This is a genomic window from Vibrio sp. Vb0304 (assembly GCF_033338995.1).
In the GTDB taxonomy this organism is placed as follows: Bacteria; Pseudomonadota; Gammaproteobacteria; order Enterobacterales; family Vibrionaceae; genus Vibrio; species Vibrio alginolyticus.
On sequence record NZ_JAWOTT010000002.1, the window covers coordinates 197017 to 221449 of the forward strand.

The 24433-nt window shown below is 43.5% G+C and carries 26 protein-coding genes; 12 read left to right on the forward strand and 14 right to left on the reverse strand.

Features of this window, described 5'->3' with window-relative positions:
* Positions 1-39 precede the first annotated feature (39 nt).
* Positions 40-1269 (reverse strand): peptidase T, encoded by a 1230-nt coding sequence (gene pepT, locus R7P35_RS05865; protein WP_033906377.1) that lies wholly within the window; start codon positions 1267-1269, stop codon positions 40-42.
* A 170-nt stretch (positions 1270-1439) separates the two neighbouring features.
* Positions 1440-2303 carry a DUF6279 family lipoprotein gene (locus tag R7P35_RS05870; protein WP_005389049.1) on the reverse strand — a complete coding sequence of 288 codons (864 nt, stop codon included), beginning with the start codon at positions 2301-2303 and terminating at the stop codon, positions 1440-1442.
* Positions 2304-2564: 261 nt separating this feature from the next.
* Here R7P35_RS05870 and R7P35_RS05875 point away from each other — a divergent pair, with 261 nt between their 5' ends.
* Entirely contained in the window at positions 2565-2738 is a 174-nt protein-coding gene (locus R7P35_RS05875) for a hypothetical protein (protein ID WP_005373524.1), read from the forward strand.
* Between the two features lie 90 nt (positions 2739-2828).
* Here R7P35_RS05875 and R7P35_RS05880 read toward each other — a convergent pair whose 3' ends face one another.
* Both R7P35_RS05880 and narQ read right to left on the reverse strand, forming a co-directional pair.
* The gene (locus tag R7P35_RS05880) at positions 2829-3443 is read right to left on the reverse strand and encodes a response regulator (RefSeq protein WP_031777156.1); all 615 of its coding nucleotides are present in this window, start codon (positions 3441-3443) and stop codon (positions 2829-2831) included.
* A gap of 4 nt (positions 3444-3447) precedes the next feature.
* Entirely contained in the window at positions 3448-5184 is a 1737-nt protein-coding gene (gene narQ, locus R7P35_RS05885) for a nitrate/nitrite two-component system sensor histidine kinase NarQ (RefSeq protein ID WP_053349410.1), read from the reverse strand.
* A gap of 247 nt (positions 5185-5431) precedes the next feature.
* Between narQ and napF the strand changes: the two genes are divergently transcribed.
* The 6 genes from napF (at position 5432) to R7P35_RS05915 (ending at position 10046) form a co-directional block, all read left to right on the forward strand.
* Entirely contained in the window at positions 5432-5917 is a 486-nt protein-coding gene (napF, locus tag R7P35_RS05890; protein ID WP_082240183.1) for a ferredoxin-type protein NapF, read from the forward strand.
* Between the two features lie 47 nt (positions 5918-5964).
* Positions 5965-6273 carry a chaperone NapD gene (locus R7P35_RS05895; RefSeq protein WP_005373535.1) on the forward strand — a complete coding sequence of 103 codons (309 nt, stop codon included), beginning with the start codon at positions 5965-5967 and terminating at the stop codon, positions 6271-6273.
* Positions 6270-8759, forward strand: coding sequence for a periplasmic nitrate reductase subunit alpha (gene napA / locus R7P35_RS05900; protein ID WP_005389060.1), 2490 nt, complete (start codon positions 6270-6272; stop codon positions 8757-8759). The genes R7P35_RS05895 and napA overlap by 4 nt, the downstream gene beginning before the upstream one ends.
* A gap of 78 nt (positions 8760-8837) precedes the next feature.
* Complete coding sequence (locus tag R7P35_RS05905; RefSeq protein ID WP_005389061.1) at positions 8838-9293, forward strand: nitrate reductase cytochrome c-type subunit; 456 nt, start codon at positions 8838-8840, stop codon at positions 9291-9293.
* A gap of 28 nt (positions 9294-9321) precedes the next feature.
* A complete protein-coding gene (locus tag R7P35_RS05910; protein WP_005373542.1) occupies positions 9322-9900 on the forward strand; it encodes a NapC/NirT family cytochrome c in 579 nt (192 codons plus the stop codon).
* A gap of 11 nt (positions 9901-9911) precedes the next feature.
* Positions 9912-10046, forward strand: coding sequence for a TIGR02808 family protein (locus tag R7P35_RS05915; protein ID WP_005373546.1), 135 nt, complete (start codon positions 9912-9914; stop codon positions 10044-10046).
* Positions 10047-10216: 170 nt separating this feature from the next.
* Here R7P35_RS05915 and phaC read toward each other — a convergent pair whose 3' ends face one another.
* From phaC to R7P35_RS05935, 4 genes are all read right to left on the reverse strand, one after another.
* Positions 10217-11992, reverse strand: coding sequence for a class I poly(R)-hydroxyalkanoic acid synthase (phaC, locus tag R7P35_RS05920; protein WP_054574707.1), 1776 nt, complete (start codon positions 11990-11992; stop codon positions 10217-10219).
* A gap of 66 nt (positions 11993-12058) precedes the next feature.
* The gene (locus R7P35_RS05925; protein WP_005373550.1) at positions 12059-12406 is read right to left on the reverse strand and encodes a phasin family protein; all 348 of its coding nucleotides are present in this window, start codon (positions 12404-12406) and stop codon (positions 12059-12061) included.
* Positions 12407-12450: 44 nt separating this feature from the next.
* The gene (locus tag R7P35_RS05930; RefSeq protein WP_170897050.1) at positions 12451-13659 is read right to left on the reverse strand and encodes an acetyl-CoA C-acetyltransferase; all 1209 of its coding nucleotides are present in this window, start codon (positions 13657-13659) and stop codon (positions 12451-12453) included.
* Positions 13660-13671: 12 nt separating this feature from the next.
* The gene (locus tag R7P35_RS05935) at positions 13672-14412 is read right to left on the reverse strand and encodes an SDR family oxidoreductase (protein WP_005373555.1); all 741 of its coding nucleotides are present in this window, start codon (positions 14410-14412) and stop codon (positions 13672-13674) included.
* A gap of 739 nt (positions 14413-15151) precedes the next feature.
* Between R7P35_RS05935 and R7P35_RS05940 the strand changes: the two genes are divergently transcribed.
* Positions 15152-15772 carry a LysE family translocator gene (locus tag R7P35_RS05940; RefSeq protein WP_021035942.1) on the forward strand — a complete coding sequence of 207 codons (621 nt, stop codon included), beginning with the start codon at positions 15152-15154 and terminating at the stop codon, positions 15770-15772.
* Positions 15773-15787: 15 nt separating this feature from the next.
* Positions 15788-16054 (forward strand): hypothetical protein, encoded by a 267-nt coding sequence (locus R7P35_RS05945; RefSeq protein ID WP_017635186.1) that lies wholly within the window; start codon positions 15788-15790, stop codon positions 16052-16054.
* A gap of 58 nt (positions 16055-16112) precedes the next feature.
* Here the strand turns inward: R7P35_RS05945 and secF are convergent, their stop codons facing one another.
* The 4 genes from secF to R7P35_RS05965 all read right to left on the reverse strand — a co-directional run bounded on the left by secF (position 16113) and on the right by R7P35_RS05965 (position 20337).
* Positions 16113-17015 carry a protein translocase subunit SecF gene (gene secF / locus R7P35_RS05950; protein WP_318091850.1) on the reverse strand — a complete coding sequence of 301 codons (903 nt, stop codon included), beginning with the start codon at positions 17013-17015 and terminating at the stop codon, positions 16113-16115.
* Between the two features lie 2 nt (positions 17016-17017).
* Complete coding sequence (gene secD, locus R7P35_RS05955) at positions 17018-18856, reverse strand: protein translocase subunit SecD (protein ID WP_193837923.1); 1839 nt, start codon at positions 18854-18856, stop codon at positions 17018-17020.
* Between the two features lie 164 nt (positions 18857-19020).
* A complete protein-coding gene (locus R7P35_RS05960; RefSeq protein WP_005373572.1) occupies positions 19021-19500 on the reverse strand; it encodes a hypothetical protein in 480 nt (159 codons plus the stop codon).
* Between the two features lie 168 nt (positions 19501-19668).
* Positions 19669-20337: an SH3 domain-containing protein gene (locus R7P35_RS05965; protein ID WP_005373574.1), complete on the reverse strand. Its 669-nt coding sequence runs from the start codon at positions 20335-20337 to the stop codon at positions 19669-19671.
* 103 nt (positions 20338-20440) lie between these two features.
* Between R7P35_RS05965 and R7P35_RS05970 the strand changes: the two genes are divergently transcribed.
* Complete coding sequence (locus R7P35_RS05970; protein WP_005373576.1) at positions 20441-20989, forward strand: hypothetical protein; 549 nt, start codon at positions 20441-20443, stop codon at positions 20987-20989.
* 526 nt (positions 20990-21515) lie between these two features.
* Here R7P35_RS05970 and R7P35_RS05980 read toward each other — a convergent pair.
* Positions 21516-22139: a class I SAM-dependent methyltransferase gene (locus R7P35_RS05980; protein ID WP_318091853.1), complete on the reverse strand. Its 624-nt coding sequence runs from the start codon at positions 22137-22139 to the stop codon at positions 21516-21518.
* Between the two features lie 5 nt (positions 22140-22144).
* A complete protein-coding gene (locus R7P35_RS05985) occupies positions 22145-22600 on the reverse strand; it encodes an Lrp/AsnC family transcriptional regulator (RefSeq protein ID WP_005373581.1) in 456 nt (151 codons plus the stop codon).
* A gap of 148 nt (positions 22601-22748) precedes the next feature.
* Here R7P35_RS05985 and R7P35_RS05990 point away from each other — a divergent pair, with 148 nt between their 5' ends.
* On the forward strand, positions 22749-23675 hold the full coding sequence (locus R7P35_RS05990) for a DMT family transporter (RefSeq protein ID WP_017635181.1): 927 nt from the start codon (positions 22749-22751) through the stop codon (positions 23673-23675).
* Between the two features lie 94 nt (positions 23676-23769).
* Entirely contained in the window at positions 23770-24432 is a 663-nt protein-coding gene (locus tag R7P35_RS05995) for a flagellar brake protein (RefSeq protein ID WP_064369362.1), read from the forward strand.
* Position 24433 lies beyond the last annotated feature (1 nt).

Here is a 24433-nt window from a genome sequence, read left to right on the forward strand (position 1 = left end):
TTTTGTTATTAAATCTGCAAGAGGTCTCGACGTAGTCTTTTAACTGTGTTTTTTCGCTGTAAGCTCAGCAATTTTGACGATAACGAGTACTGATTTTTCCATCATTTCAACAGAAATAAACTCATGAATTCCGTGGAAGTTAAAACCGCCGGTGAAGATATTCGGGCACGGCAAACCCATAAAAGATAAACGAGCACCATCTGTACCACCACGAATAGGTTTTATAATCGGTTCCACATCACACGCTTCCATCGCTTGCTTTGCCAGCTCAATGATATGAGGGTAAGGCTCAACCATTTCTCTCATATTGTAATAGCTGTCTTTTATTTTTAGCTCTACAGAACCATGGCGTAAACCCGTGTTCATTTCATCGACGAGTTTCTGCATAAAGGCTTTTCGATCCTCAAGTCTTTGACGGTCAAAGTCTCTAATAATGTAACCTAGCTCGCTTCGTGCAACGCCCATTTCTGCCGATTTTAGATGGAAGAACCCTTCGTAACCTTCGGTTGTTTCCGGAGTTTGATCTTGGGGCATTTGAACTTGAAATTTCGCAGCCAAGTTCATCGCATTGACCATTTTGCCTTTTGCAGTACCTGGATGAACGCTAACACCATGAAAAATTACATCAGCGTTTGCTGCATTAAAGTTTTCGTATTCCAACTCACCTTGCGGGCCACCATCTATAGTGTATGCCCATTTCGCGCCAAATTTTTTAACATTAAACAAATCTGCACCACGACCGATTTCTTCATCCGGAGTAAAACCGATACAAATGTCGCCGTGTGGAATGTCTGGGTTTTCCAGTAGCAGAGCTACCGCGGAAAGAATCTCTGCGATACCGGCTTTGTTATCCGCGCCAAGTAATGTAGTGCCATCGGTAGTAATAAGATTGTGGCCATGTAGGTGATGTAAATCGGGGTATTGCACGGGAGATAACACTTCATCCCCCAACCCTAATGCAATATCGCCACCTTGGTAATCTTCGATGAATTGCGGCTTTACGTTTTTGCCAGATGCATCCGGCGCGGTATCCATATGGGCAATGAAGCCGATAGGAGGAACCTCATAGTCAATATTGGCTGGCAGTTTAGCCATCAAATAGCCATTTTTATCCAAAGTCACGTCACTTAAACCAAGCTCGATCATCTCTTTTTTAAGTAACTCAGCAAACACAAGCTGACCAGGTGAACTTGGGCAAAGCGTCACATGTGGATTGGATTGGGTATCAAACGTGACGTATCGAAGAAATCTTTCAACTAAATGTTTCATATTTATTCTCATTGTTTTGTACGATGAGGCCTTATCACGCATTGATAAGCTGACGTTGCCTCATCAAACCTCACGCTATGTTACGCTCTTAGTTCAATAAGAATTTGCTTTGAATCATTTTTTGATAAGAAAGGCTTTTGCGCTTTGCTTTCGCTCATTGAAGCATGAATTTAATCTAAAAGTTCCTCTGCCAGTACTCGCCACTCTTTAACCTTTTCACGAAAATGACGCCATTGCTTATCGGTCATCGAACGAGAAACATCTAATGTCAGTTGATCAACCAATGCAAAGTTAGAGTCAATATTCAGAGAAAGCTGCTCACTATAATAACTCTCTGGCTCGAACAAGAGTCGCATAAATATATCTTGATAAGTCACAACATTAGATTTGTTGTCGAACAAGTATTCGAGCTCTTGATATACCGTGGCTCGATAATCTCTCCATAAAGGGCTGTTTAAAATAACTTGCTGAGAAAATCTTTGAGCTAATTGACGCTGATTTCCTGATAGATTCCCTAGCCATTCTTCCATCCACTCTTCAGTGTTATCCAGAATAATTTCACGCACTTCGTCTTCTGTCTTATCGGCATATTTTGCGTTTCGCTCTTGATAATGTTCTTGTACATTACTCAAAAACTCGCGTTCTTGCTCTTTCGTTAATTGCAAACTTAACGCAAAAAGATCTGGTGCTGCTTTGCTTACCACTCTATCGTAATGCGCTCGCATTCTATCTCGATTTTGTTGTAAGTAATTTAAGGTGATATCGCTCGCTTTTAATCTCTCAAGGTCTTTTAAATGTTCGATATATAATGGTAACTCCTCTTTCTTGTGCCAGTCTGCCAACAATAATAAGCGCTCTTCCACTAGGACTTCTTGTTCCCCTTGCAACGAGACATAGTCCTCTAAGTAATCGAGCACGAACCAATCGATATTGCTGTATAAAAACTTTTTCGCACAACCGGCAAGCAGAAATACGAAACAAAATAGAAGGCCATAACGAAGCGCCTTATTAGATACATCCTTTAATTTAGTCACTTATTCGTATTCCCTTTTCTGTTGATTAAGTTCTATACTCAACCTGTATCACTTAGTATTGCGGCAAACTTACACCAGTGTGACAAATATTGATTGCCACCTTAATAATATATAGAGTTTGAAATTAACTTTTTGATCACAGCTATCCGCAAAAAAGTGAGTTAGAGCGCAATTATCGGCTAAAAAACGTACCGAACGACGCTCCCTATAACGGCATATAATTTGCATGGATGTTTTTTGGATGGTTTATGGAGGCGAAGTATGGCAGCCGCTGAGCAACTTGATACCAGTGTAGAATATGAGATTCGATATTTTGAACAGGGGAAAATGCACTGCATGAGAGTCATTGCTGAAAGCAAAAAAGTGGCTTATCAGTACTATTTGGAGTGTGGTAAGCACAACAGTGACTTGTACTCTATTCGCCCAGACAAGTAAAAAAACCGCCTAACAGGCGGTTTTTTTATTCGTCAGAATCAATATAACTGTTTGATTTTATTTATTATTACAGATTCAAATCCAACAATGTTATTTGATGTCGCCAAAGCGCTCAAGATAAAGGACGGTTGCTGCAGTACGAGAAGGAACTTGAAGCTTTTTAAGTAAACTCTTCATATGTACTTTAACCGTAGACTCAGAGATAAAAAGACGATCGGCAATTTGCTTGTTGCGGAAACCTCTTGCCACCTCTCTTAAGATCTGAGATTCACGATCGGTCAGTGTATCAAACACGTCCTCTTGCTCTGAACGTTCACTCAAATACTTAGAAACTTCTTGGCTGTATGCCTTGTCCCCTTGGTGCGCTTGTTTTAGCAACTCAACCAACTCATCAGGCTCAGTGTCTTTCAATAAATAGCCATCGGCACCACTTCGAACTATTGCTTCTATATCTGCTGGGCTATCCGAAACGGTTAGAATGACAATTCTGGCTTCACAGCCATCTGCACGCAGTGCTTGCAAAGTATCAAGGCCAGACATGCCTTTCATATTAAGATCAAGAAGTACAAGATCCAGTTCTAGCTCATGCGCTTTCGCTACTGCATCCGCGCCATTACTTGCTTCTGCAATGACCTCAAACTCAGGCTCAAAGCTTAAAAGCTGGTGGATACCTCTTCGCATGAGTGGATGATCATCCACCAGCATTACTTTACACACTGTCACTGTTTACTTCCTTACTATGTTGGAATTCTAATTTTACGGTACAACCTTTGTTTATCGATGCTTCGATGTGCAGATCGGCATGCAGTCTAGCGGCCCGCTCTTGCATGATACTCATACCGTAATGATTTAATTTTTCGTCTTGATGTTCAAAGCCTATTCCATCGTCGCTAACGGTTACTGTGACTTTTCCATCATTATCGAGACATTGAATGTGAATATTATCTGCTTGCGCATGTTTGATAGCATTAATTGCCGCTTCTCTTATCAACTGTAGTAAATGAACCTGCTGATGTGCATCCAGTTCAGTTGATGAAAGTCTATTTTTTAGCGTAATGTCCGCAGTAGTTTGTTCACTGAGCGTTTCAACCATGTCTTGCAATGCTTGGCCAAAACTGCCCTCTTTAATCGTAAGACGAAACGTCGTCAGTAACTCGCGTAACTGCGTATAAGCGGCAGATAAGCCCGTATCTAGCTCGGCAATAACTTGATTAGCCTGCGCGATCGCCTTTTCGTCAGGCAAGTTCTTTACGCTTCTCTTCAACAAAGCGACCTGAATTTTTAAGTAAGAGAGTGCTTGAGCCAATGAATCATGCAACTCCCGAGCAATAGTGGCTCGCTCTTCCATCAGCAGAATTTGTTCTGCTTGGCGCTGCGCCCGATTGTAATACACGGCGCGTGATAAAATCTGCACGAAGTTGTCAATAAGAGCCTCGTTCGGACAAGGTAACCCTGCTTTCCAATATAAATAGCCCAAGTGCTCGCCATCTAGCATCAGGGCTTTACCGTGGCAATCTTCATCACAATCTTGGCAGCATTCTTCTCCTTCCATCAATATCCAGCTCGGTTCTCCCAGCTGCTCGATTTCAAGTTTGACCGCTTTAATGCCCTCAAGACTGACGATATGCTGCAAAATCGCCTGGAAATTGTCTTGATTAATACGCGACGCCGTGAGTTCTTTTGACGAGTCATACAGCACCTCTAAAGACTGGTTGGCATGCTGCAATTTACGTGTTTTCTCATCAACCGCTTGTTCTAATCCTCGGTACAACTTACCAAGGTCTGTCGCCATCCGGTTAAAGGTTCGAGTCAGTATTCCCATTTCATTGTCGCTAGATACATTGAGCGATATATTGAATGAGCGATTTTTAATTTGCTCGCTAGCAAAAACTAAGGCACGCAGAGGCCGAACAACTTCGAGGCGCACAAAATGAACGACAAACATACTGACACAAAGAATGCCACCCAACCCTAACCCGCCGATCCAGGCTAAGTTAATCAGTTTTTGCTCCGAAAAGCTTTGCAGCTTAAATACAAACTCATCGATTTGTTCAACAAAACCGGCCACTAGGAGTTGATATTCTGCCGGGTTGTCTCCTCTCAGCACCGCCTTGAGTTCATGCCATCTGATAATAAGACGGTAGTAATCGTGAGTGATGTCTTCAGGCACAGACCAATGCTGAAGCGCTTTCATTGAAGGTGAATATATCGAATGTTCAAATGCGTCAATATGTGAAGAATAGTCAACAGATTTAACCTGAATATCATTCGCCAGACGGTAGCTTTGCATTCGCATCGAGCCAGCAACATTGACGGCTTCAGCATCGTTCAAACTGGACGCTAACGTAAAAATCGCAAAACCAGTCGTAGCGACTGAGAGCAGCAAAATAAGAAGCATCGCGGACGCAATCGTGCGCGTCACTGACTTTTTCACATTTTTAAACAATCTGAGTTCCTCGCCCATTAACAATCCTATTTGTACGTGCAATGAACCCATTACCTTTCAACTTTATCAATATGTGATCACCTGCGACGGAATTTATTGATCCAAAACAATATTGCATACCATTTACCCCCTAAGAGGTATTTATACAAATATGTCAAAAACTACAATTTCGTTAGTTTAAATGACAGTTTATTAATGAAAATTGTGGACTATGCTTAGTTTGGGTTCCAAGTTTCGAGGTGACTAAGTGGTAGACCTTTCCAGAAGAAGACTCTTTGCAAGAAAAGCGCACCCCGACAACGCCGTACGTTTGCCTTGGTTAACTAAACCGCAACAGTTTACGGACGATTGCACTCGCTGCGGTAAATGCATTGAGGCCTGTGAAACAAAGATTATAACCAAAAGTGATGGCGGATTCCCCTCGGTCGATTTTTCCATCGATGAATGCACATTTTGCTATCAATGTGCAAACGCCTGTCCTGAGCCCCTTTTCTTGCCAAAAACAGAACAACCTTGGCAAGCAAAAGCAAGTATCAACGATAACTGCTTAGCAAAACAAAATGTCGAATGCCGAAGCTGTGGGGATATGTGCGACCCGATGGCAATTCAGTTCAAATTAGAACTGGGGAAAGTAGCACAACCCAATTTAGACCTTGATGAGTGTAACGGCTGCGGCGCCTGTGTTTCAGTGTGCCCGACTTCATCCATCAATGTGAGCAATATAACAGCCTAAGCCGAATGTCGTCGGCCAAAGGCAATAAAAATAAATGAGAGAGCTATATGTCACTAAATGAAGTGCATATTTCAAGTTTGGTAGTACATGTGCTGCCGGAACATTTGGACGAAATCAAACAAAAGATAGAAGCACACGAAAATGCGGAAATCTATGGTGACAGTCCTGAAGGCAAGATTATCGTCGTACTTGAAACTGAGAACCAAGGTTTCATCACAGACACTATCGATGCCATTAACAATTTACCGAACGTCTTAAGCACGGTATTGGTTTATCACCAAATCGAAACTGGGCTTGAAGAAACGGATGAAGAAGACACTGGAACACAACATTCCCAAATCGAGGGTGAAGTATGAAAATGACAAGACGTGCGTTTGTGAAAGCAAACGCGGCTGCATCAGCTGCTGCTGTCGCAGGTGTGACACTACCAGCATCTGCAGCCAACCTGATTGCAAGCTCTGATCAAACCAAAATCACATGGGACAAAGCACCTTGTCGTTTCTGTGGTACAGGCTGTTCTGTTCTTGTTGGCACTCAAAACGGCAAAGTGGTAGCAACACAGGGTGACCCAGAAGCACCAGTAAACAAAGGTCTGAACTGCATCAAAGGTTACTTCCTTTCTAAGATCATGTACGGTCAAGACCGTCTAACTCAACCGATGCTACGAATGAAAGATGGCAAATTCCACAAAGATGGTGAATTTACACCTATCTCTTGGGATGACGCTTTCGACATCATGGCTGAGAAATGGAAAGCTTCCCTCGAGAAAAAAGGCCCAACAAGCGTAGGTATGTTTGGCTCAGGCCAATGGACAGTAATGGAAGGCTACGCTGCGTCAAAGTTAATGAAAGCAGGCTTCCGATCAAACAACATTGATCCAAACGCTCGTCACTGTATGGCTTCTGCCGTTGTAGGTTTCATGCGCGCATTCGGTATCGATGAGCCAATGGGTTGTTACGATGACTTTGAGAACGCAGACGCTTTCGTTCTTTGGGGCTCAAACATGGCAGAGATGCACCCGGTTCTATGGACTCGCATTACTGACCGCCGCCTAAGCCACCCTCACGTTAAAGTGAACGTGCTTTCTACTTACTACCATCGTTCATTTGAGTTGGCAGACCACGGCTACATTTTCAATCCTCAGTCTGACCTTGCAATTGCTAACTTCATCGCAAACTACATCATCGAAAACGATGCAGTAAACTGGGACTTCGTGAACAAACACACGAACTTCACTCAAGCAGACACTGACATCGGCTACGGTCTACGTGACGATGATCCGCTACAAAAAGCAGCGAAGAACCCGAACTCTGGCAAACTCACTTCTATCTCATTCGAAGAGTACAAGAAATCAGTAGCGCCATACACAGTAGAGAAAGCATCTGAAATCTCTGGTGTTGAGAAAGAGAAGCTTATCGAGCTTGCGAAGCAATACGCGGATCCAAACACGAAAGTGATGTCTCTATGGACGATGGGTATGAACCAGCATACTCGTGGTGTATGGATGAATAACTTGGTTTACAACATCCACCTACTAACCGGTAAGATCTCGACTCCGGGGAACAGCCCATTCTCACTAACGGGCCAACCATCAGCATGTGGTACCGCTCGTGAGGTTGGTACGTTTGCTCACCGCCTACCAGCGGACATGGTGGTTGCTAACCCTAAACACCGTAAGATTGCAGAAGACATCTGGAAACTGCCAGAAGGTACGATTCCACCAAAACCTGGCTTCCACGCCGTATTGCAAGACCGTATGCTGAATGACGGCGTTCTGAACTGTTACTGGGTTCAATGTAACAACAACATGCAAGCCGGTCCAAACATCAACACAGAGCGTCTTCCAGGTTACCGCAACCCAGAAAACTTCATCGTTGTGTCTGACCCATACCCGACAGCAACAGCACAAGCAGCAGACCTTATTCTTCCTACCGCAATGTGGATTGAAAAAGAAGGTGCTTACGGTAACGCAGAGCGTCGTACCCAAGCTTGGTACCAACAAGTGGGCACAGTCGGTCAAGCAAAATCCGACCTTTGGCAGCTAATGGAGTTCTCGAAACGCTTCAAAATGGAAGAAGTGTGGCCTGAAGAGCTTCTAGCGAAAGCGCCTCAATACCGTGGTAAAACAATGTACGACGTACTTTACCGCAATGGTAACGTCGACAAATTCCCTATCGAAGAAGCTCGTGAACTGAATGACGATGCTCACCACTTCGGTTTCTATGTTCAAAAAGGTCTGTTTGAGGAATACGCAACATTTGGCCGTGGTCACGGGCATGATTTGGCTCCATACGACCGCTACCACCAAGTACGTGGTCTACGTTGGCCTGTTGTTGATGGTAAAGAAACACAGTGGCGCTTTAAAGAAGGTTCAGACCCATACGCGAAAGAAGGTTCTGGTTGGGACTTCTACGGCAATGCTGACGGCAAAGCGAAGATCATTTCCGCGCCATACGAAGCGCCACCAGAAGTACCGAACGATGAATTTGATATGTGGTTATGTACTGGTCGTGTTCTTGAACATTGGCACACAGGCACCATGACTCGTCGTGTACCTGAATTATACAAAGCAGTACCAGACGCAGTGTGTTACATGCACCCAGAAGACGCAAAAGCACGCAATGTTCGTCGTGGTGAAGAAGTACTCATGGCAAACAAACGCGGTGAAGTACGCGTTCGTGTTGAAACTCGCGGTCGTAACCGTCCGCCAAAAGGCTTGGTATTCGTACCGTTCTTTGATGCACGTATTTTGATTAACAAGCTTATCCTAGATGCGACTGATCCACTGTCTAAACAGACAGACTTTAAGAAGTGCCCAGTCAAAATCACTAAGATTGCTTAACCTTCAGATACTGAATGCTACGGCCGTCATTATGGCGGCCTAATAAAGAATTTAAGCCATAAAGGCGGAGATGAAATGATGAAAAAATTACTTGTCGCAGTTTTATCTGTAGGTGCGTTAGTGACAGGCATTGCGCAAGCTGAGTTGGATAATCCAGGTGGTATTGGAGGTCTAGAATCTTTACGTGGAATGTCTCAATTGGAAGATACGCGTCCAGCAGACGAGTTCAAAGACTTCCCTAAAGATCAAATTGTTGAAGACAGCTATGTTTATCAACCACCGTTGATCCCACACAGCATTCGTCACTACGAAATTTCGTTAAATGCTAACAAGTGTCTTGCATGCCATAGCTGGAAAAATGCAAAAGAGTCAGGTGCGACTAAAATTAGCGTAACGCACTATGTAAACAGAGAAGATGCGGTACTGGCAGATATGTCTCCTCGTCGTTACTTCTGTTTGCAATGTCACGTTCCACAAACGGATGCAAAACCACTAGTGGAAAACGAGTTTAAGGCAGTCGATTCGCTTCAGTAATTGAAACGCGAGTACTAAGAGGTTACTTATGAAAATACTTAAAGCGTTTTGGAAGAGACTGTCGAGCCCGAGTAAAGCTGCCGCTGGTGTGGTTTTATTTCTAGGCTTCGCTGGTGGCCTTCTATTTTGGGGCGCATTCAACACAGGTATGGAAGCAACCAACACAGAAGAATTCTGTTCTGGCTGTCACGCGCCGATCGTTGCTGAAATTCAAGAAACAATTCACTACTCCAACCGATCTGGTGTTCGTGCGATTTGTTCAGACTGTCACGTTCCTCATGAATGGACGGATAAGATCGTTCGTAAAGTACAGGCATCTAAAGAGCTATTTGCACACTTCGTAACGAAGACGATCGATACGCCAGAGAAGTTCCAAGAGCGTCGTGGACACCTCGCAGAGCGAGAGTGGGCACGTATGAAAAAGAATGACTCTCTTGAATGTCGTAACTGTCATGAGTTTGATTTCATGGATTACTCTCAGCAAGGATCACGTGCGGCAGAACAACACTCCACCGCTCTAGCTTCAGGCGAGAAAACATGTGTAGACTGTCACAAAGGTATTGCGCACAAACTACCCGACATGAGCGGCGTTGAAGGCTGGCACTAAGGAGACTTACCATGAGTACATTAGAATCTGTAATTTGGCATATCCTTGGCTACAGTGCTATGCCAGTGATTATTCTTTCCGGCTTTGTGGCGGTAGCAGCAATCTCTCTCTGGCTGCTGTCATTTGGTAAGGATAAAGAGGTGTAACGTAACGCATCTCTACTCGTCAACTAGCCTATTTGTTGACACTGAGCGCCGAGCAAATGCTCGGCGCTTTTTATTTATTACTCAATGGTACTTGCCAACAATAAACAAGCAATCATACATAAAAAAAGCGACCATAAAGGCCGCTAAGATTTACTGCTATAGGGAGTTGTTTAAGATTCTTTCACTGGCAGAACCTGTTTGACGTATTGTCCTGGCGCTTCATCAATAACCGGATGGTTTTCTGAGCCAATAGGGAAAGGCTCAACTTGCTCTTTAGGGTTGAATTGGAGTAACCACTCGTTCCAGTGTGTCCACCACGATCCCTCTTTGTGTTCCGCGTTATTCAACCACTCATCAGCAGAGTCATCCAAATTATCGTTCAACCAATAACCATACTTATTTCTAGCTGGAGGGTTCACGATGCCCGCAATATGACCAGACTCACCGAGGACAAACGTTTTGTTACCACCCGTGTTCAGCGCACCACGGTAAGTTCCCTGCCATAACGCAATGTGGTCTTCTTTCGTTGACACAAAATAGCTAGGAATTTTGATCTTATTTAGATCAATCCATACTCCACCAATTTTGACGCCTTTATCTTGCACCAGCTTGTTCTCTAAATAGAGCTCGCGAAGCAAGAAATTGTGAGATGCAGCGCTGACGTTGGTGCTATCGCTATTCCAGTACAACAAGTCGAAATCAACCGGACTGTTACCCTTCAAGTAATTGTCGACGTAGTAGTTCCAGTACAAGCTGTTTTCACGCAGTAAACTAAACGTCACGCTTAAGGAACGGCCGTCCATATACCCTTTTGCGTTATTTTGCGCTTCAATTGCACTAACAATGGTGTCATTGATATACGCGCCGACTTCACCTGGTTGAGAGAAGTCGAGCAACGTGGTGAAGAAAGTGGCAGACTTAATGCGCTTCTTCATACGTTTTGCAGCGTAGTAGGCAACCGTGCTTGCTAAAACAGTACCACCGATACAATAACCAGCAGCATTGATTTGCTCTTGTCCTGTTATATCTTCAATTGCAGCGACGGCTTTCACTACGCCTTCTGTCACGTAGTCACCAAACTCTATGTGCGCTTGTGCCTTGCCTGGATTGCGCCAAGACATCATAAATACACTATGCCCCTGCTCTAACAACCATCGAACCATTGAGTTCTTTGCTGTTAAATCAAGGATGTAGTATTTATTGATGAAAGGTGGGACGATGAGCAGCGGCGTCGCATTCACTTTCTCTGTTAGAGGTCGATATTGAATCAACTCAAACAATTCGTTTTGAAAAACCACATTGCCCTGTGTCGTCGCAACGTCATCGCCCACGCGGAATGCATTGTTATTCGTCATACGAATTTTTAAAATGTCTGCGCTCGACTCAACGTCTTCTTTCAACTGCTCTAAGCCTGCCAGTAAGTTTTGACCGTTTTGCTCAAGTGTCAGCTTCAAAAGCTCTGGGTTAGTGGCGATGAAGTTGGAAGGAGAAAGGGCGTTAATGGCTTGGCGAGAGAAAAAAATAATACGTTCTTTCGTCTTTTCATCTAAGCCTTCCAAAGACTCGATGGTGTCCAGATAGGTCTTACTAAATAAAAGGTAGGATTGTTTGATGAAGCTATACATGGCTTCATTTTGCCACGCTTCGTTTGAGAAACGCTTATCCCCTTTTTCAGCTTCGACGATTTGTGCTTGGTTCCCTGCCAATGCAACATTCTGCCAAATTTGCAGCTGCTGTTCCCACCACTGTGCTTGCAGCTTTAAAATCGCAGCAGGCTGATTCGCAGCTTGTTCGAACAGTTTGGCAGTATCCTCAAAGTTCACTTCTTGCATGGCCTTGTTTAAAGGAGAGTTCACGACTGCCTTGTTCACTTCGAAATCATGCCACCACTGATGATTGGTTTCCTGAAGCTTCACAAGATAGTCCGAAAAGAAGTGTTGAAACATAGTCTTACTCCTATATTCGGAAAAAACAACGCCGCCCAAATCTAGGGGCGGCGAGAATCGGACAAATTACGCTGGAGTAACAGTCTTTAGATTTTCCGAAGTCATTTTCTCAACGTCTTCTTTGAACTCTTTTGCAATCGCTTGAAGCTTGTTGCTGTCATCCATCATTTGTTGAGAAAGTTTAGTAAGTACGCTTAGTTGCTGACTGTTGAAAGCAGTCAATGACGTTACGTCTTTGATTTCTGTCGCTGCTTTCATCTGGTTTAGACCCACTTCACTGTATGTGCGAATGGCGTTCAATTGAAGCTCGGTCAACACTTCTACGTTTTTTGTCACTAGCTTGTTGAACTTCAAGTAAGGTTCTAGATTTTTTTCAGTTTGATCGCTAAATGTTTTGAAGAAATCTGTGTACATGGTTTGTCTCCTAGAGAAAGAATTAAAAATGTCCGTTTAAATAATTACTTAACTGTCTTTACAACCACAGCCGTGCCCATGCCGCCGCCCACACAAAGTGAAGCAACGCCATATTGACCATTTTGCTTATGAAGCTCGTGAACCAGCGTGACTAAGATTCGGTTGCCAGAAGCACCAAGCGGGTGTCCTAGCGCGATAGCACCACCGTTAAAGTTCGCTTTGTCTTGAATCGCGTTAACTGGAACTTGGTTTGTTTCCGCCAACTGATGAATCACGCCAAGTGCTTGCGCTGCAAATGCTTCGTTTAACTCGTAAACGTCGATGTCGTGTACACTGAGTTCCGCTTTTGCGAGTGCTTTATTGACCGACTCAACAGGACCTAGGCCCATGATCTTCGGATCAAGACCCGATTGCGCGTAGCTTACGATCTCAGCAAGCGGCGTTAATCCATGCGCTTTAACTGCGCTTTCAGACGCCACGATAATCGCACTCGCGCCATCGTTAATACCTGATGCATTACCCGCAGTCACAGTGCCTTCGCGGTCAAAAGCAGGACGTAGCTTGCTTAAGGCTTCCATTGTCGCGTTCGCTTTTGGGTATTCATCCGTATCAAACATCACGGTTTCACGGCGTTGCTTTACTTCCACTGGCACAATTTCGTCTTGAAATTTGCCAGCTTCGATAGCGGCTACCGCTTTCTGTTGGCTAGACAGCGCGTATTCGTCTTGCTGCTGGCGAGTTAAGCCGATTTGTTTTGCTACGTTTTCTGCCGTCACACCCATGTGATATTGGTTGTAAACATCGGTTAAACCGTCCGCTACGAGCAGATCTTTTAGCTCCAGATTGCCCATTTTGTTGCCATCACGAATGCTGCTTGGTGCGGCAAACGGAATCTGAGACATGACTTCAACACCCGCTGCAACAACGATCTCAGCATCGCCACTACGGATATGGGACACGGCATCCATGACCGTTTTCATGCCACTACCGCAAACCATGTTTACGCCATATGCAGGAACAGATTCAGGAATCCCCGCAAACAGTGCCGCTTGGCGGCCAACACCCATTCCTTGACCTGCACCAACAACGTTGCCAACAATCACTTCGTCAACCTTGTCGCCAGGCAACTTTGCCGCTTCCAACGCGCCTTTAATCGCTACTGCTGCCAGATCGCCAGCAGAAGTATTTTTCAGGCTGCCACCAAAAGCACCAATTGGAGTACGCTTCGCCGCTACGATAAATACTTTTTCCATCATCTTCTCTCCTTAGTGCATGTATAGGCCGCCGTTCACCGACAAAGTCTCTCCGGTGATGTAGGCGCCCGCATCGCTGACCAAGAAGCTCACTGATGCTGCAATTTCCTCTGGTGTCGCAAGACGTTTCATTGGAATTTGGTTCGTAATGGATTCCAGCACTTCTGGCTTCATTTGCTCAACCATTGGCGTACCCGTGTAACCCGGAGCGATAACATTAACTGTCACACCCGAGCGAGCACCTTCGTATGCTAAGGCTTTAGAGAAACCGATCATCCCAGCTTTCGCCGCCGAGTAGTTTGCTTGACCAAACTGCCCTTTAAGACCATTGACTGAAGAGATATTGATGACACGACCACCGCCTTTTTCGCACATTGCAGCGAAGAGGGGTTGCGTAACGTTGAATAAACTATTGAGGTTGGTATTGATGACATCATTCCAAGCTTGCGCAGTCATCTTTTTAAACACGCCATCACGTGTGATTCCTGCGTTGTTGACAACAACATCAATGGTTCCCTCCTCCCCAAGCAATTGCGCCAATTTCTCTGCACACTCTGTCGTGTTTGTTACATCCAACTCAAAAAGGCGAACCTGATCTTTGGTAAACCCTTTGCTGTTGAACCACTCCAGCGCACATTCGTAGTTACCTGTGAAATAAGTAGCGATTACACGGTAACCGTCATTGACTAATTGAGAGGAAATAGCAGAACCAATTCCGCCTTTTGATCCAGTGATCAAAGCGACTTTCTTCATTGAAGACTCCATTCTTAACGGCATTTAAAAAGCAAACTTAATACACTGATGAAATAGTTCACCAACTGACGTGTTTATTTATTCTTTTGACAACCAATCCCGTGCTGCCTTTATTTTAAGTTAACCTAGAAATATTACATTTCAAATAAAAAACTCACCCAATTGCATAAGATTGATTTAGATCTCATTACCCGTGAAATGTTATAAAATGGTTAATTTTACATAAGTCATTGTTTTAAATCACACTTCCACAAAAGCCACACCAACAGAAATAGAAACATAATTATTAAATATCATGAGCTTACATACAGAATGGTAGACGTTACATTATGTCATGATTTAAGATCTGAATTTTAAGCCTATATGATTACAACAAACTTGAGATTAGAATAATAATTCAATTATCGGTAAAAATAATTATCAAACATATCATTTAATTACTGCATTTAATGATAATTTAGTTATCAATTAGATTATTTTAATACAGTGATGATTAATACCGATAAAATATAATAAATTAAACATATTTAATCTAAACATGATATAAGAGCTTGTCTCATACTGGTGCAATACGCACTATTATGACGCATAGATTAAAATATAATTTCATTTTAAATTTATATACTCGAAGAACATCAACTAGCTACTAGTGAAAGTAATCGTTCGCTTTGTAGTAGCATCCTTTTCCACTTTGCACTATCTTTGTGGCTTCTCTTTAATCACTAAATCATCAACAGATATGAATCTTGCATTGCTCAGTATGTTCATCCCTACTTTCTTTTTTGTCTCAATCACGCCTGGTATGTGCATGACTCTCGCCCTAACGTTAGGTATGAGTATCGGTTATCGTCGCACGTTATGGATGATGATAGGAGAACTTCTCGGTGTTGCGCTGGTGTCAGTCTCTGCGGTGTTAGGTATCGCTGCGATTATGCTCAATTATCCTTGGATGTTTATCGCGTTAAAGTTCATTGGTGGCGGTTATTTACTCTATCTTGGTGTTGAAATGTGGCGATCGCGAGGGAAACTTGCGATTAATGTCGACAACTTAGAAACACCAAAGAGTGACAATATCGCACTGATCATGCAAGGCTTCGTTACTGCAATCGCAAACCCAAAAGGCTGGGCATTTATGATTTCTCTTTTACCGCCTTTTATAGACCAAAACGCAGCACTTGCACCGCAACTGATCATACTTGTCTCTATTATTTTACTGTTTGAGTTCATTTGCATGTCTCTGTACGCTACTGGTGGTAAAGGGTTGAAACACGTATTAGGTCAGTCTAAGAATGTACGCCTAATGAACCGTATCGCAGGCACTTTAATGATGGGAGTTGGTGTTTGGTTGCTACTAAGCTAAGGCAAACTGGAAACAATGAAAAATATTCTGAATAAAATCGCTAAAGTCATGGGTGAAGTATTGGACTTTCAAGCCCGAGTTTGGGTTGTGAACGTCTATAGCGGTGAGCATAAAGGCGAGTCTTATGTCGTTAATGAAGATGCTTTCTCTGTACCTCTTCAGTGGATGAAGAAGAAAGGCTACCAAGAGTCGATGTTGAATAAAGTCGAAGCAATGAAGCGCTCACAAGTCTTAGAGTTCGATTTGGGACTTGTGAAACATCGCTTGATGCGCGTGAAATAAGCACAAAAAAGCGCCACTCAAGATGAGTGGCGCAAGCACTTTTACCTTAAAAATAATGCTACGGCGCAGCGTCGATCTCAACTGGAAGATAATGTTTCGGCTCCAGTTTCAACCACTCCGGCAGAACAGTACCAATCGAAATCGAAGACCATGTACCCGACAGAACGCCAATAAACATGGCGGTTGAGAAACCAGCCAAAGGCGCTCCTCCCATAATCCATAATGCACCAACAGTGATCAATGTCGTACCAGATGTCACCATGGTGCGTGAAAACGTCGCGATAACAGCTTGATCATTGATGTCTTCTGTTTTCCAACTCTGTTTCGCAATCAACAGCTCACGGGTTCGGTCTGCAATGATGATAGAGTCATTCAATGAGTAACCTAAAATTGCTAACACCGCTGCAAAAACGGTTAAGTTGAACTCCATTTGAGTAACTGCAAAAAAACCAAGCACTAAGATCACATCATGGGCCAAAGCAAACAGTGAACCACTGGCCAAACGCCACTCAAAACGGAAACACAAGTAACCGAGAATACTCAACACACAAATCAACAATGCTAAGCCACCTTGTTCAAACAAGTCTTGGCCAACTTGAGCGCCAACTATACTGTTGCTGACAACATCAACTTGGTGAGAGATTGGCTTCAACACCTCTTCTACACTTGGCAACGTTTGTCCATCTTCCGGCGCAGAGTAACGAATCACCCAACGGCCATCTTCACCAGAGCGTGTCACTGACGCAGATTCACCAAGCTTTGGTTGCAGAACGTCAAGCAGATCATGGTTAGTTAGCTGCTTATCTACCTTTACTTCTGTCACCATACCGCCAGTGAAGTCCAAACCTAGGTTCAACCCTTTAAAGCCTAGAGCGACGATCGCGATCACCGTTAAAATGATGGAAACTAGCGTAGTAAAGTAGCGAATTTTACGAATATTTTGTTTTAGCATTTCGACCATGATTAAACCCTCACATCACGACGGGCATCGCGGCCCCAAATTAAATTGATCATTGCTCGAGAGGCAAATACGCCTGTAAACATACTGGTTAACAAACCTAATCCGAGTGTTAAGGCAAAGCCTTGGATTGGGCCATTACCGATGGCGTACAAAATCACGGCGGTGATCATGGTAGTAATGTTGGCATCAAGGATGGTCGAGAATGCGCTGTCAAAGCCAAGATCAATCGCTTGAGCGAAGCTGCGGCCTTCACGCATTTTGTCCTTAATACGTTCAAAGATAATAACGTTGGTGTCTACTGCCATACCGACGGTTAACACTAAACCGGCAATACCCGGAAGCGTTAGAACCGCTCCTGGTAACAAGGCGATTAAGCCAAGCAAACAAAGCATGTTGGCACAAAGCGCCACGTTTGCTACCCAACCTAAGCGGCGGTACCAAAGTGCCATAAAGGTCAGTGTTAGTCCCATACCTAAAGCCAGTGCTGCAAAACCGTTTTCAATGTTTTCTGCCCCCAGAGAAGCACCGATTGTTCGCTCTTCCACAATAGTAACCGGCGCGGTCAGTGACCCCGCGCGAAGCAATAGCGCCAACTGCTGCGCATCGTCCATGCTACCTGCCCCAGTAATACGGAACTGGCTACCAAGCTGAGATTGAATAGTCGCGACGCTGATAACGCGCTCACTACGCTCAGTTACACCGCGATCGTTTGTTTTGTATTCACGGTAAACGGTCGCCATTGGCTTGCCGATGTGAGTTGCTGAGAAGTCACTCATTTTCTTACCACCAGCGTGGTCAAGAGAAATATTGACTTCTGACATGCCCATTTTGTCGACACCAGCACGAGCGTTCACGATGTGCTCGCCCGTTAGAACTGGTCGTTTTGACAAAATCACAGTACGACCATCATTATCTTGAAGAACAAGATCTTGGCTGCTGTGTGCTTGGCTCGCATCTTTCACTTCATAAAACGCCAAGCTTGCTGTTGCACCAATAACGTTTTTCGCTTGAGCAGGATCTTGTACACCAGGGAGTTCAATTCGAATGCTCTCTTTACCTTGGCGTTGCACTAGTGCTTCTGTGATACCAAGTTCTTCAATACGACCACGCATGATCTTCAGGTTTTGTTGAAGAGTCGACGATTGAAATTCTTGGATATTTTGTTCACTCGGTTCAAGCACAAAGCCACGAGATGAACTTTTTGAAATCCAGCCCGGGTAGTTTTGACGCAAGAGCTTGTTCACTTCCGACAATGCTTGCTCGCTGTCACTGTTTACCGTAATTCGGTTGCCGCTCTCTGCTCGAACTTGCACACCACGAACACGTTGATCACGTAGGTTCGCTTTGATTTCATCAATCAACGCATCACGTTGTTCTTCAAACGCTTTATTCACATCAACATTCAACAAGAACTGAACGCCACCACGAAGGTCAAGACCGAGCTTTATTGGGCTAAAGCCCATCTCATTTAACCATTCTGGCGCAACCGATACGTATGAGAAAGTGATGCTGTCGTCTTTATTTAGCTCTTTGTTTAACAACGCACGAGCTTTACTTTGCGCATCTTCACCATCGAATACAATGGTTGTTTTGCCGTCTTTTTCGATGATTTTGTCGGCTGAAATATGGTTGGTTTTTAGCAGTTGATTCAGATGAACAACCGACATTTCGCTGTTGTTTTGATCCGCAAACGTCAACTGGATAGAAGGCTGTTCACCAAACCAAGTTGGTATAGCACTTAGGGTTAAAATAATGACTGTCGTGATTAATACGACATATTTCCAAGCTGAGTAGTGATTCATCAGCTTTCTGTTCTTTTGCTGCTTTGGTGTTTTTTTCATGTAAACATCATCCCTTCACAATGAAGTGAAGCTTTTAATAACAAGGCTTAACACACGACAGATGCTCCCAGAATAAATTCAGGGTATGAAATGCTCAGAACGCTCACGTCCTGTCGAATACAATCGTCGTGCTAAGAGTGCACAATGGTGCAAATAGATGGTGTTTAGGCAGAAAACTGACTATTGAGTGCGACGTACATGGCATTGGTCTCTTTCCAACCAGAAATGCGATGATCGCTTGTGAAATGATAAAATGTGGACTGGTTGTGACGCCAGTTAATGTCCATCAAGCTGTATGCGTAACCCGCATCAGCGTAAAACGGAGTAGTGAGATCGCCGACAAAATCTACGTGCTCGTCATCAAGCCCTTCCCGTAAGTAAGACGTCCAGCGCTGAGAGTTAAACAAAGCAACGGAATCGAGACTTGCATGGCCTTCAGATACTGGAGATTGAGAGCTTTCTTCTGAAACTTCAGAAAAATCGACGGAAGAGTTTGGCGATACACTTACGGCTACAAAAGGTTGTAGCTTAGAAAAGTGCGGTACGTGAGCCTTGTGGTCGATTTGCGCAGCAGATACATGCACTGGTAGCAATACCATTGCAAATAGCAGCAAAATCAACTTTCTAAGGTAAATCCAAGGCATAGGAACTCACTAAAAACACAAAGAGCCAAGTTAGGTCACTTGACTCGTTGATAGTATTCCTATTGATTATGGTTCACAACTAAAAAGTTATAAATCTCTGATTTCAGGTTTGCATCGTTATTGCATTTATCAAAACGTCTTTAGAGAACGAGTGTAATTGGTGGTGAGTTATCGATAAAAAATATCGCCCTTATCAACATCTAAGTAGATCTTATTCTCTTGCTCCAAACCGCCACAATAGATGAAGTAAACGTTGCGCTTTTTGAACGTCACAGAACGCACCCAACCCCCGAGCTCCTCAAAATCACTCGGATCACAGGTTTCATCGTCTAACAATTGCTGTGTTTTCTTACGGAAAATATCCAAGTGAACTTTTAAATCATCCGACTTCTGTAGGTATTCATCCAATATCTCTAAGCGCTCTTGCTCTTTAATAACTGGCTCTGCATCCGATAACCCTTCAGCATTCAACCATTCGGCTTTTTCTTCTCCACCCTCTTCATAGACAAGATAGCCGGAGATTCGGTACCACCCATCTACTTTTTCTAACACCGATACTTTTTCTCCCTTATAGAGCGTATCGACAACTAAAGCATTAAGGTTAGGCTTGTTGTAAACATTGACACGACGCTCAATAACGTAGTACTCGGTAACTTCCGGGGGAGCGGCTTCTAAATCCAGAATCGGTTTGGATGTTTCTTTTTGCAGTGACGATTGCTCGACTTGTGTAGCCTTTGGTGCTTCAGGTTCATCTTTCTGCATAAAGAAGAAATAGTATCCAGCCCCCGCTCCGCCGAGCAACAGCATGACAATCAATGCGACGAGAATTTTCTTCATGCCCTTTTCCTTTTCATTCTTTATTCTTATCCCACCAGCAGCACGCATGTCGTAGAAATTTGGGTATATACTCAAAAGAGCAGGTCAACTAACGCGAGCAATAATGATCAACAGACTCAATTGGATACTACTATTTCTTCTGTTCCCGATAACGGGGCACGCCAATATTCAATGTAACCCATCGTCGTGGAATGACAATCTTACCCAATTCAATCGTTTAGAGTCCAATTACAATCAGCATGTTGAGGTATTCAATACACTTTTAACCGAACATAAACAGCGTCAGTTATTGTCCGAAACCTTTTCAATGCATGAGCTCGTGCTACTTTGGCGTGCCAAGTCGAACCAAAATGTGTTCAAAGCGCAATTAAAAGCATCGATTCAATACAAAGAAGAGCTCACAACTAAAGCGAATCAGCTGCTTAAATTGAGCACACAATCCCAATGGTCAGCAAATGGGTGGGAGATACTGGCCCAAAAGTGCCGCGAGTCAAACAAAATAGCCAATCAAATAACCGCGGAATGGTATAACACCAACGCTCTGGAACTTGCTGAAGATTACAAGCGCCTCTCTTCACAATATCAAACTCTGTCACAAGTCTATGATAAAGAAGCTCGAGCGCTTCAATACGCTCAAGATGTTTCGAAGTAAAAACAGAGCCAGTTTTGAATAGACGATGTTGGTTTTTCACTCCAATATTGGACGTTATTCGTGCTTTTTATCTTTCCTTAGTCGTGAATGATATCAAATGTAAATAATGGGATTGTTCCCTTTGACAAACTTGACTAAACCATGACCAAGACAATCAATTTATAGAGACATACGTCACATTAATGCTTTACTTATGGACATTTTTTGGTTAGTTTAGCCATTAATAAAATTTAATAAAAAGTCACATTTGGCTGGAGATGATGCTACAAACATGGTTATCAATCGATTAAGTAACAGGGAATGTCCTAATGCTACCAAAGCCAAGTTTTTGTCAGTAGTTAGGCACGTAAAAGAGTTCGGTTCAATCAGTGATTTGGATCTGTGTAAAATCTTCGGAGAAACAATATGGAGTGATGGGAGGGAATACCATTCAGCCGCGTTCTCATTCAAGGTTGATAGATACACAGGTAACTGTGAAATCTCACAATACAAAAACCAATAAGGCTTAAGAATTTATAAAGCGGAGTCAGGAAACGGACTCCGCTTTTTTGATCATGGCAATCGTAAAGTCGTGCTCGGAGTACCCCTCAATCAATCGTGTATTCGGACACAGCAACCGACAATAGCGAAAGACACCTTCTTTATTGTGCAACGCTAACATTTTCATGCTGGGTAGTTTGGATTCATCCAACAAGTTAAACACACAACCTTTCTCTGTCGCTCGGAACATTTTATCAATCATTTCAATGGCATGATTTGGGTTGGTGGATTGATAGTTCAATGATCCGGAAGCAAAAACAAAATCGCAACGAGGCAATACCAACGTTGAAAAGTCGCCACATATAAACTTACTTTGCGTACGAAAATCTCGTTTTCTGGCTTCAGAGATAAATTGTTTTTGCTGATCAATGCCAATATAGCTTTGAGGAAGCCCCCCCGTAAGTTCGATAAACGCTAACAAGTCTCCGTAGCCGCACCCAATATCTAAAATACTTGAACCGTCTAACGTTAACCCTCGACACAACGCCTCAAAACGGCTGATCTGACTATACTTATCTGCCCATCCCAGAGTTCGGGCTCTGTCTTTACCAAACTGTCTATATCGCTTTCGATGATAGTGGGCAATCTTAAGTCTATCGAAAAATTTCATCTTTCTTATGCATAAATCGGCAAACTGCCATTTCCTTTCACTTGTCTAATCGCCAGGTGGGTATGAATATCTTTCACATTTTCTAATCGCTGTAACTTTCTAGTAAATGTTTCATAACCAGCGAGATCTTTACTGACCACCTCTAACAGGTAATCATAGGCCCCTGATACGACATGGCATGAGATCACTTCATCCATCTCAACAACGGCATGTTCAAACTCATCAATCGAAGAAGCTTGGTGGTTATTTAAACTCACTTCAACAAATACAGTCATCGCGATGCCTACAGTGTCTCTGGACACAATAGCTCGATAACCACTTATTACACCTTCCTGCTCCAAACGCTTAATGCGTCTTGCACAAGGTGATGCCGATAGCCCTACTTGGTCAGCAAGTTCTGCAGTTGTCAGAGTGGCATCCTTCTGCATTAGGTTGATAAGTTGCCTGTCAATTTTATCCATTTATTCTTCTGTGCCTTTAATCACTAATAATTAACATTTATACGCAATTTATCACCAACATCAAGCCTAATTACGTCAAACTTTGCCTCCCTTTGGCAAGAGTTTTATTCAACAATTAACACATCATTTACAAATGGATATGTCGATAATGATCTTGGGATACGCAGCTATATTAACGACCTTACTGCTTTGGTCTGGTTTCTTTATTTCTTTAAAAGGGGGCGCAATTTCTGCCTTGCAGCCAGCCGATATCGCGTTAGTTCGCTTTCTAATCCCAAGTATAATTTTATTACCATTTGTGATTAAGCATAAACAGTCGCTACGCGTAGTGCCTAAACGCTACCTGGTTGGTGTTGTGGTTGGAAGCGGCCTTCCCTATCTTCTGGTCGTCGGAACGGCTATGCATTTCGCTCCCGTGGCGCACGGCAGTGCATTAGTACCTGGCACTTTGCCATTGTTTGTTTCTGCTATCGCGGTACTTTGTTATCAACAGTCGCTGAGTGCTCACCGCTTAATCGGGCTTTCTACGGTGTTGTTAGGGATTTTCGTATTCCTTCTTTCTAATAGCGGCGCAGAGTACAACTGGTCTCAGTTGCAAGGGCATATCCTGTTTCTAACTGGCAGCATCATGTGGGCTGCTTTCACCATCAGCGCTCGTGTCGCCAATCTTAATGCACACGTCTGTGCAGGATTCGTTGCAATCGCGTCTTTGGCTCTGCTCATCATCGCCGTTGGTTTCGGGTGGGTAGACAGTTATTTGGTGGTAACACCGTTCAGCCAGTGGCCATGGGAGGAGTTATTTGGCCACGCGATGCTACAAGGTGTTGGCGCAGGTTTAATCGCTTCTTTCACTTTCATTTATGCAATTAGGATCATCGGTGCCGAAGCCAGCGCAGCTTTTGGTTCATTAACTCCAGTCGTCGCGACACTTCTTGCCGTTCCAATTTTTGGTGAACAACCAGATTCTCTCACTTGGTTAGCGCTGATGTTGGTCACATGCGGCAGTATTGTGGCAAGCCAAATCTTTATGAAAGGTGGAATGAGCCAAACTTATCGCCCACCACTTCACAGATAGCGATGATTTTACAAAAACTTATGCCTTACTATCTTGAATAACAAAATGGCGTTTTGATAGCCTCAGCTTAACTAATAATTAAAACGCCAATGTGATGCCAGCCACTCATACTAAAGATGAACTGCATAGGTTTCTCAAACCGGGAATGAAACTTTCTACTAATTTCGAATTTGGGCCTAAGGATCAATATACGTATTCCACCACCTATCTGGGGATGAAAGAAAATGCTTATTTGATTCTTGATATACCAATGCGTTTGCTTGAAGAGCAAGTGATGAGAAAACTCCCCAACGCCGATGTCATCGTGCGTGGTGTATCAGATACGGAGTTAGGCCATGTCATTGCGTTTAAGTCCAGCGTGCTGACGACGACCGTTCGACCATCCCCCCTTTTGTTTATCCGCATTCCAGGAACATTTGCAACCAAACCAGTTCGGGAACATGAGCGTTACAAGTTGCAAATGGACTGTAACGTTATTCATGCAGGGAATGTCTACGACGGTAGCCTTATCGATTTCTCTCTAGCAGGTGTTGGTATATCAACCTTGATTGAGCCCGAATTCAACGTGGGTGAGAGTGTTACCATCGAATGCCCGTTAAGCCACTATATCGGAGAAGAAAATCGATGTGTCATTGCCAACATTAAGAAATTGGTGAAGGGATGGGTAGTTGGAATTAAGTTTGCCAGTCCCATTGCGATGACTCACGAACTAAAAACAGAGTTACTGGAGCAATCCTTTCTAACCAGTAACGTCTGAA

Bases quoted from the DNA above. Each gene is read 5' to 3' on its own strand.
- pepT (WP_033906377.1), bottom strand. From the start codon at position 1,269: ATGAAACATTTAGTTGAAAGATTTCTTCGATACGTCACGTTTGATACC.
- R7P35_RS05875 (WP_005373524.1), top strand. From the start codon at position 2,565: ATGGCAGCCGCTGAGCAACTTGATACCAGTGTAGAATATGAGATTCGA.
- R7P35_RS05880 (WP_031777156.1), bottom strand. From the start codon at position 3,443: ATGCTGGTGGATGATCATCCACTCATGCGAAGAGGTATCCACCAGCTT.
- R7P35_RS05895 (WP_005373535.1), top strand. From the start codon at position 5,965: ATGTCACTAAATGAAGTGCATATTTCAAGTTTGGTAGTACATGTGCTG.
- napA (WP_005389060.1), top strand. From the start codon at position 6,270: ATGAAAATGACAAGACGTGCGTTTGTGAAAGCAAACGCGGCTGCATCA.
- R7P35_RS05905 (WP_005389061.1), top strand. From the start codon at position 8,838: ATGAAAAAATTACTTGTCGCAGTTTTATCTGTAGGTGCGTTAGTGACA.
- R7P35_RS05910 (WP_005373542.1), top strand. From the start codon at position 9,322: ATGAAAATACTTAAAGCGTTTTGGAAGAGACTGTCGAGCCCGAGTAAA.
- R7P35_RS05915 (WP_005373546.1), top strand. From the start codon at position 9,912: ATGAGTACATTAGAATCTGTAATTTGGCATATCCTTGGCTACAGTGCT.
- phaC (WP_054574707.1), bottom strand. From the start codon at position 11,992: ATGTTTCAACACTTCTTTTCGGACTATCTTGTGAAGCTTCAGGAAACC.
- R7P35_RS05925 (WP_005373550.1), bottom strand. From the start codon at position 12,406: ATGTACACAGATTTCTTCAAAACATTTAGCGATCAAACTGAAAAAAAT.
- R7P35_RS05930 (WP_170897050.1), bottom strand. From the start codon at position 13,659: ATGGAAAAAGTATTTATCGTAGCGGCGAAGCGTACTCCAATTGGTGCT.
- R7P35_RS05935 (WP_005373555.1), bottom strand. From the start codon at position 14,412: ATGAAGAAAGTCGCTTTGATCACTGGATCAAAAGGCGGAATTGGTTCT.
- R7P35_RS05940 (WP_021035942.1), top strand. From the start codon at position 15,152: ATGAATCTTGCATTGCTCAGTATGTTCATCCCTACTTTCTTTTTTGTC.
- R7P35_RS05945 (WP_017635186.1), top strand. From the start codon at position 15,788: ATGAAAAATATTCTGAATAAAATCGCTAAAGTCATGGGTGAAGTATTG.
- secF (WP_318091850.1), bottom strand. From the start codon at position 17,015: ATGGTCGAAATGCTAAAACAAAATATTCGTAAAATTCGCTACTTTACT.
- secD (WP_193837923.1), bottom strand. From the start codon at position 18,856: ATGAAAAAAACACCAAAGCAGCAAAAGAACAGAAAGCTGATGAATCAC.
- R7P35_RS05960 (WP_005373572.1), bottom strand. From the start codon at position 19,500: ATGCCTTGGATTTACCTTAGAAAGTTGATTTTGCTGCTATTTGCAATG.
- R7P35_RS05965 (WP_005373574.1), bottom strand. From the start codon at position 20,337: ATGAAGAAAATTCTCGTCGCATTGATTGTCATGCTGTTGCTCGGCGGA.
- R7P35_RS05970 (WP_005373576.1), top strand. From the start codon at position 20,441: ATGATCAACAGACTCAATTGGATACTACTATTTCTTCTGTTCCCGATA.
- R7P35_RS05980 (WP_318091853.1), bottom strand. From the start codon at position 22,139: ATGAAATTTTTCGATAGACTTAAGATTGCCCACTATCATCGAAAGCGA.
- R7P35_RS05985 (WP_005373581.1), bottom strand. From the start codon at position 22,600: ATGGATAAAATTGACAGGCAACTTATCAACCTAATGCAGAAGGATGCC.
- R7P35_RS05990 (WP_017635181.1), top strand. From the start codon at position 22,749: ATGATCTTGGGATACGCAGCTATATTAACGACCTTACTGCTTTGGTCT.
- R7P35_RS05995 (WP_064369362.1), top strand. From the start codon at position 23,770: ATGCCAGCCACTCATACTAAAGATGAACTGCATAGGTTTCTCAAACCG.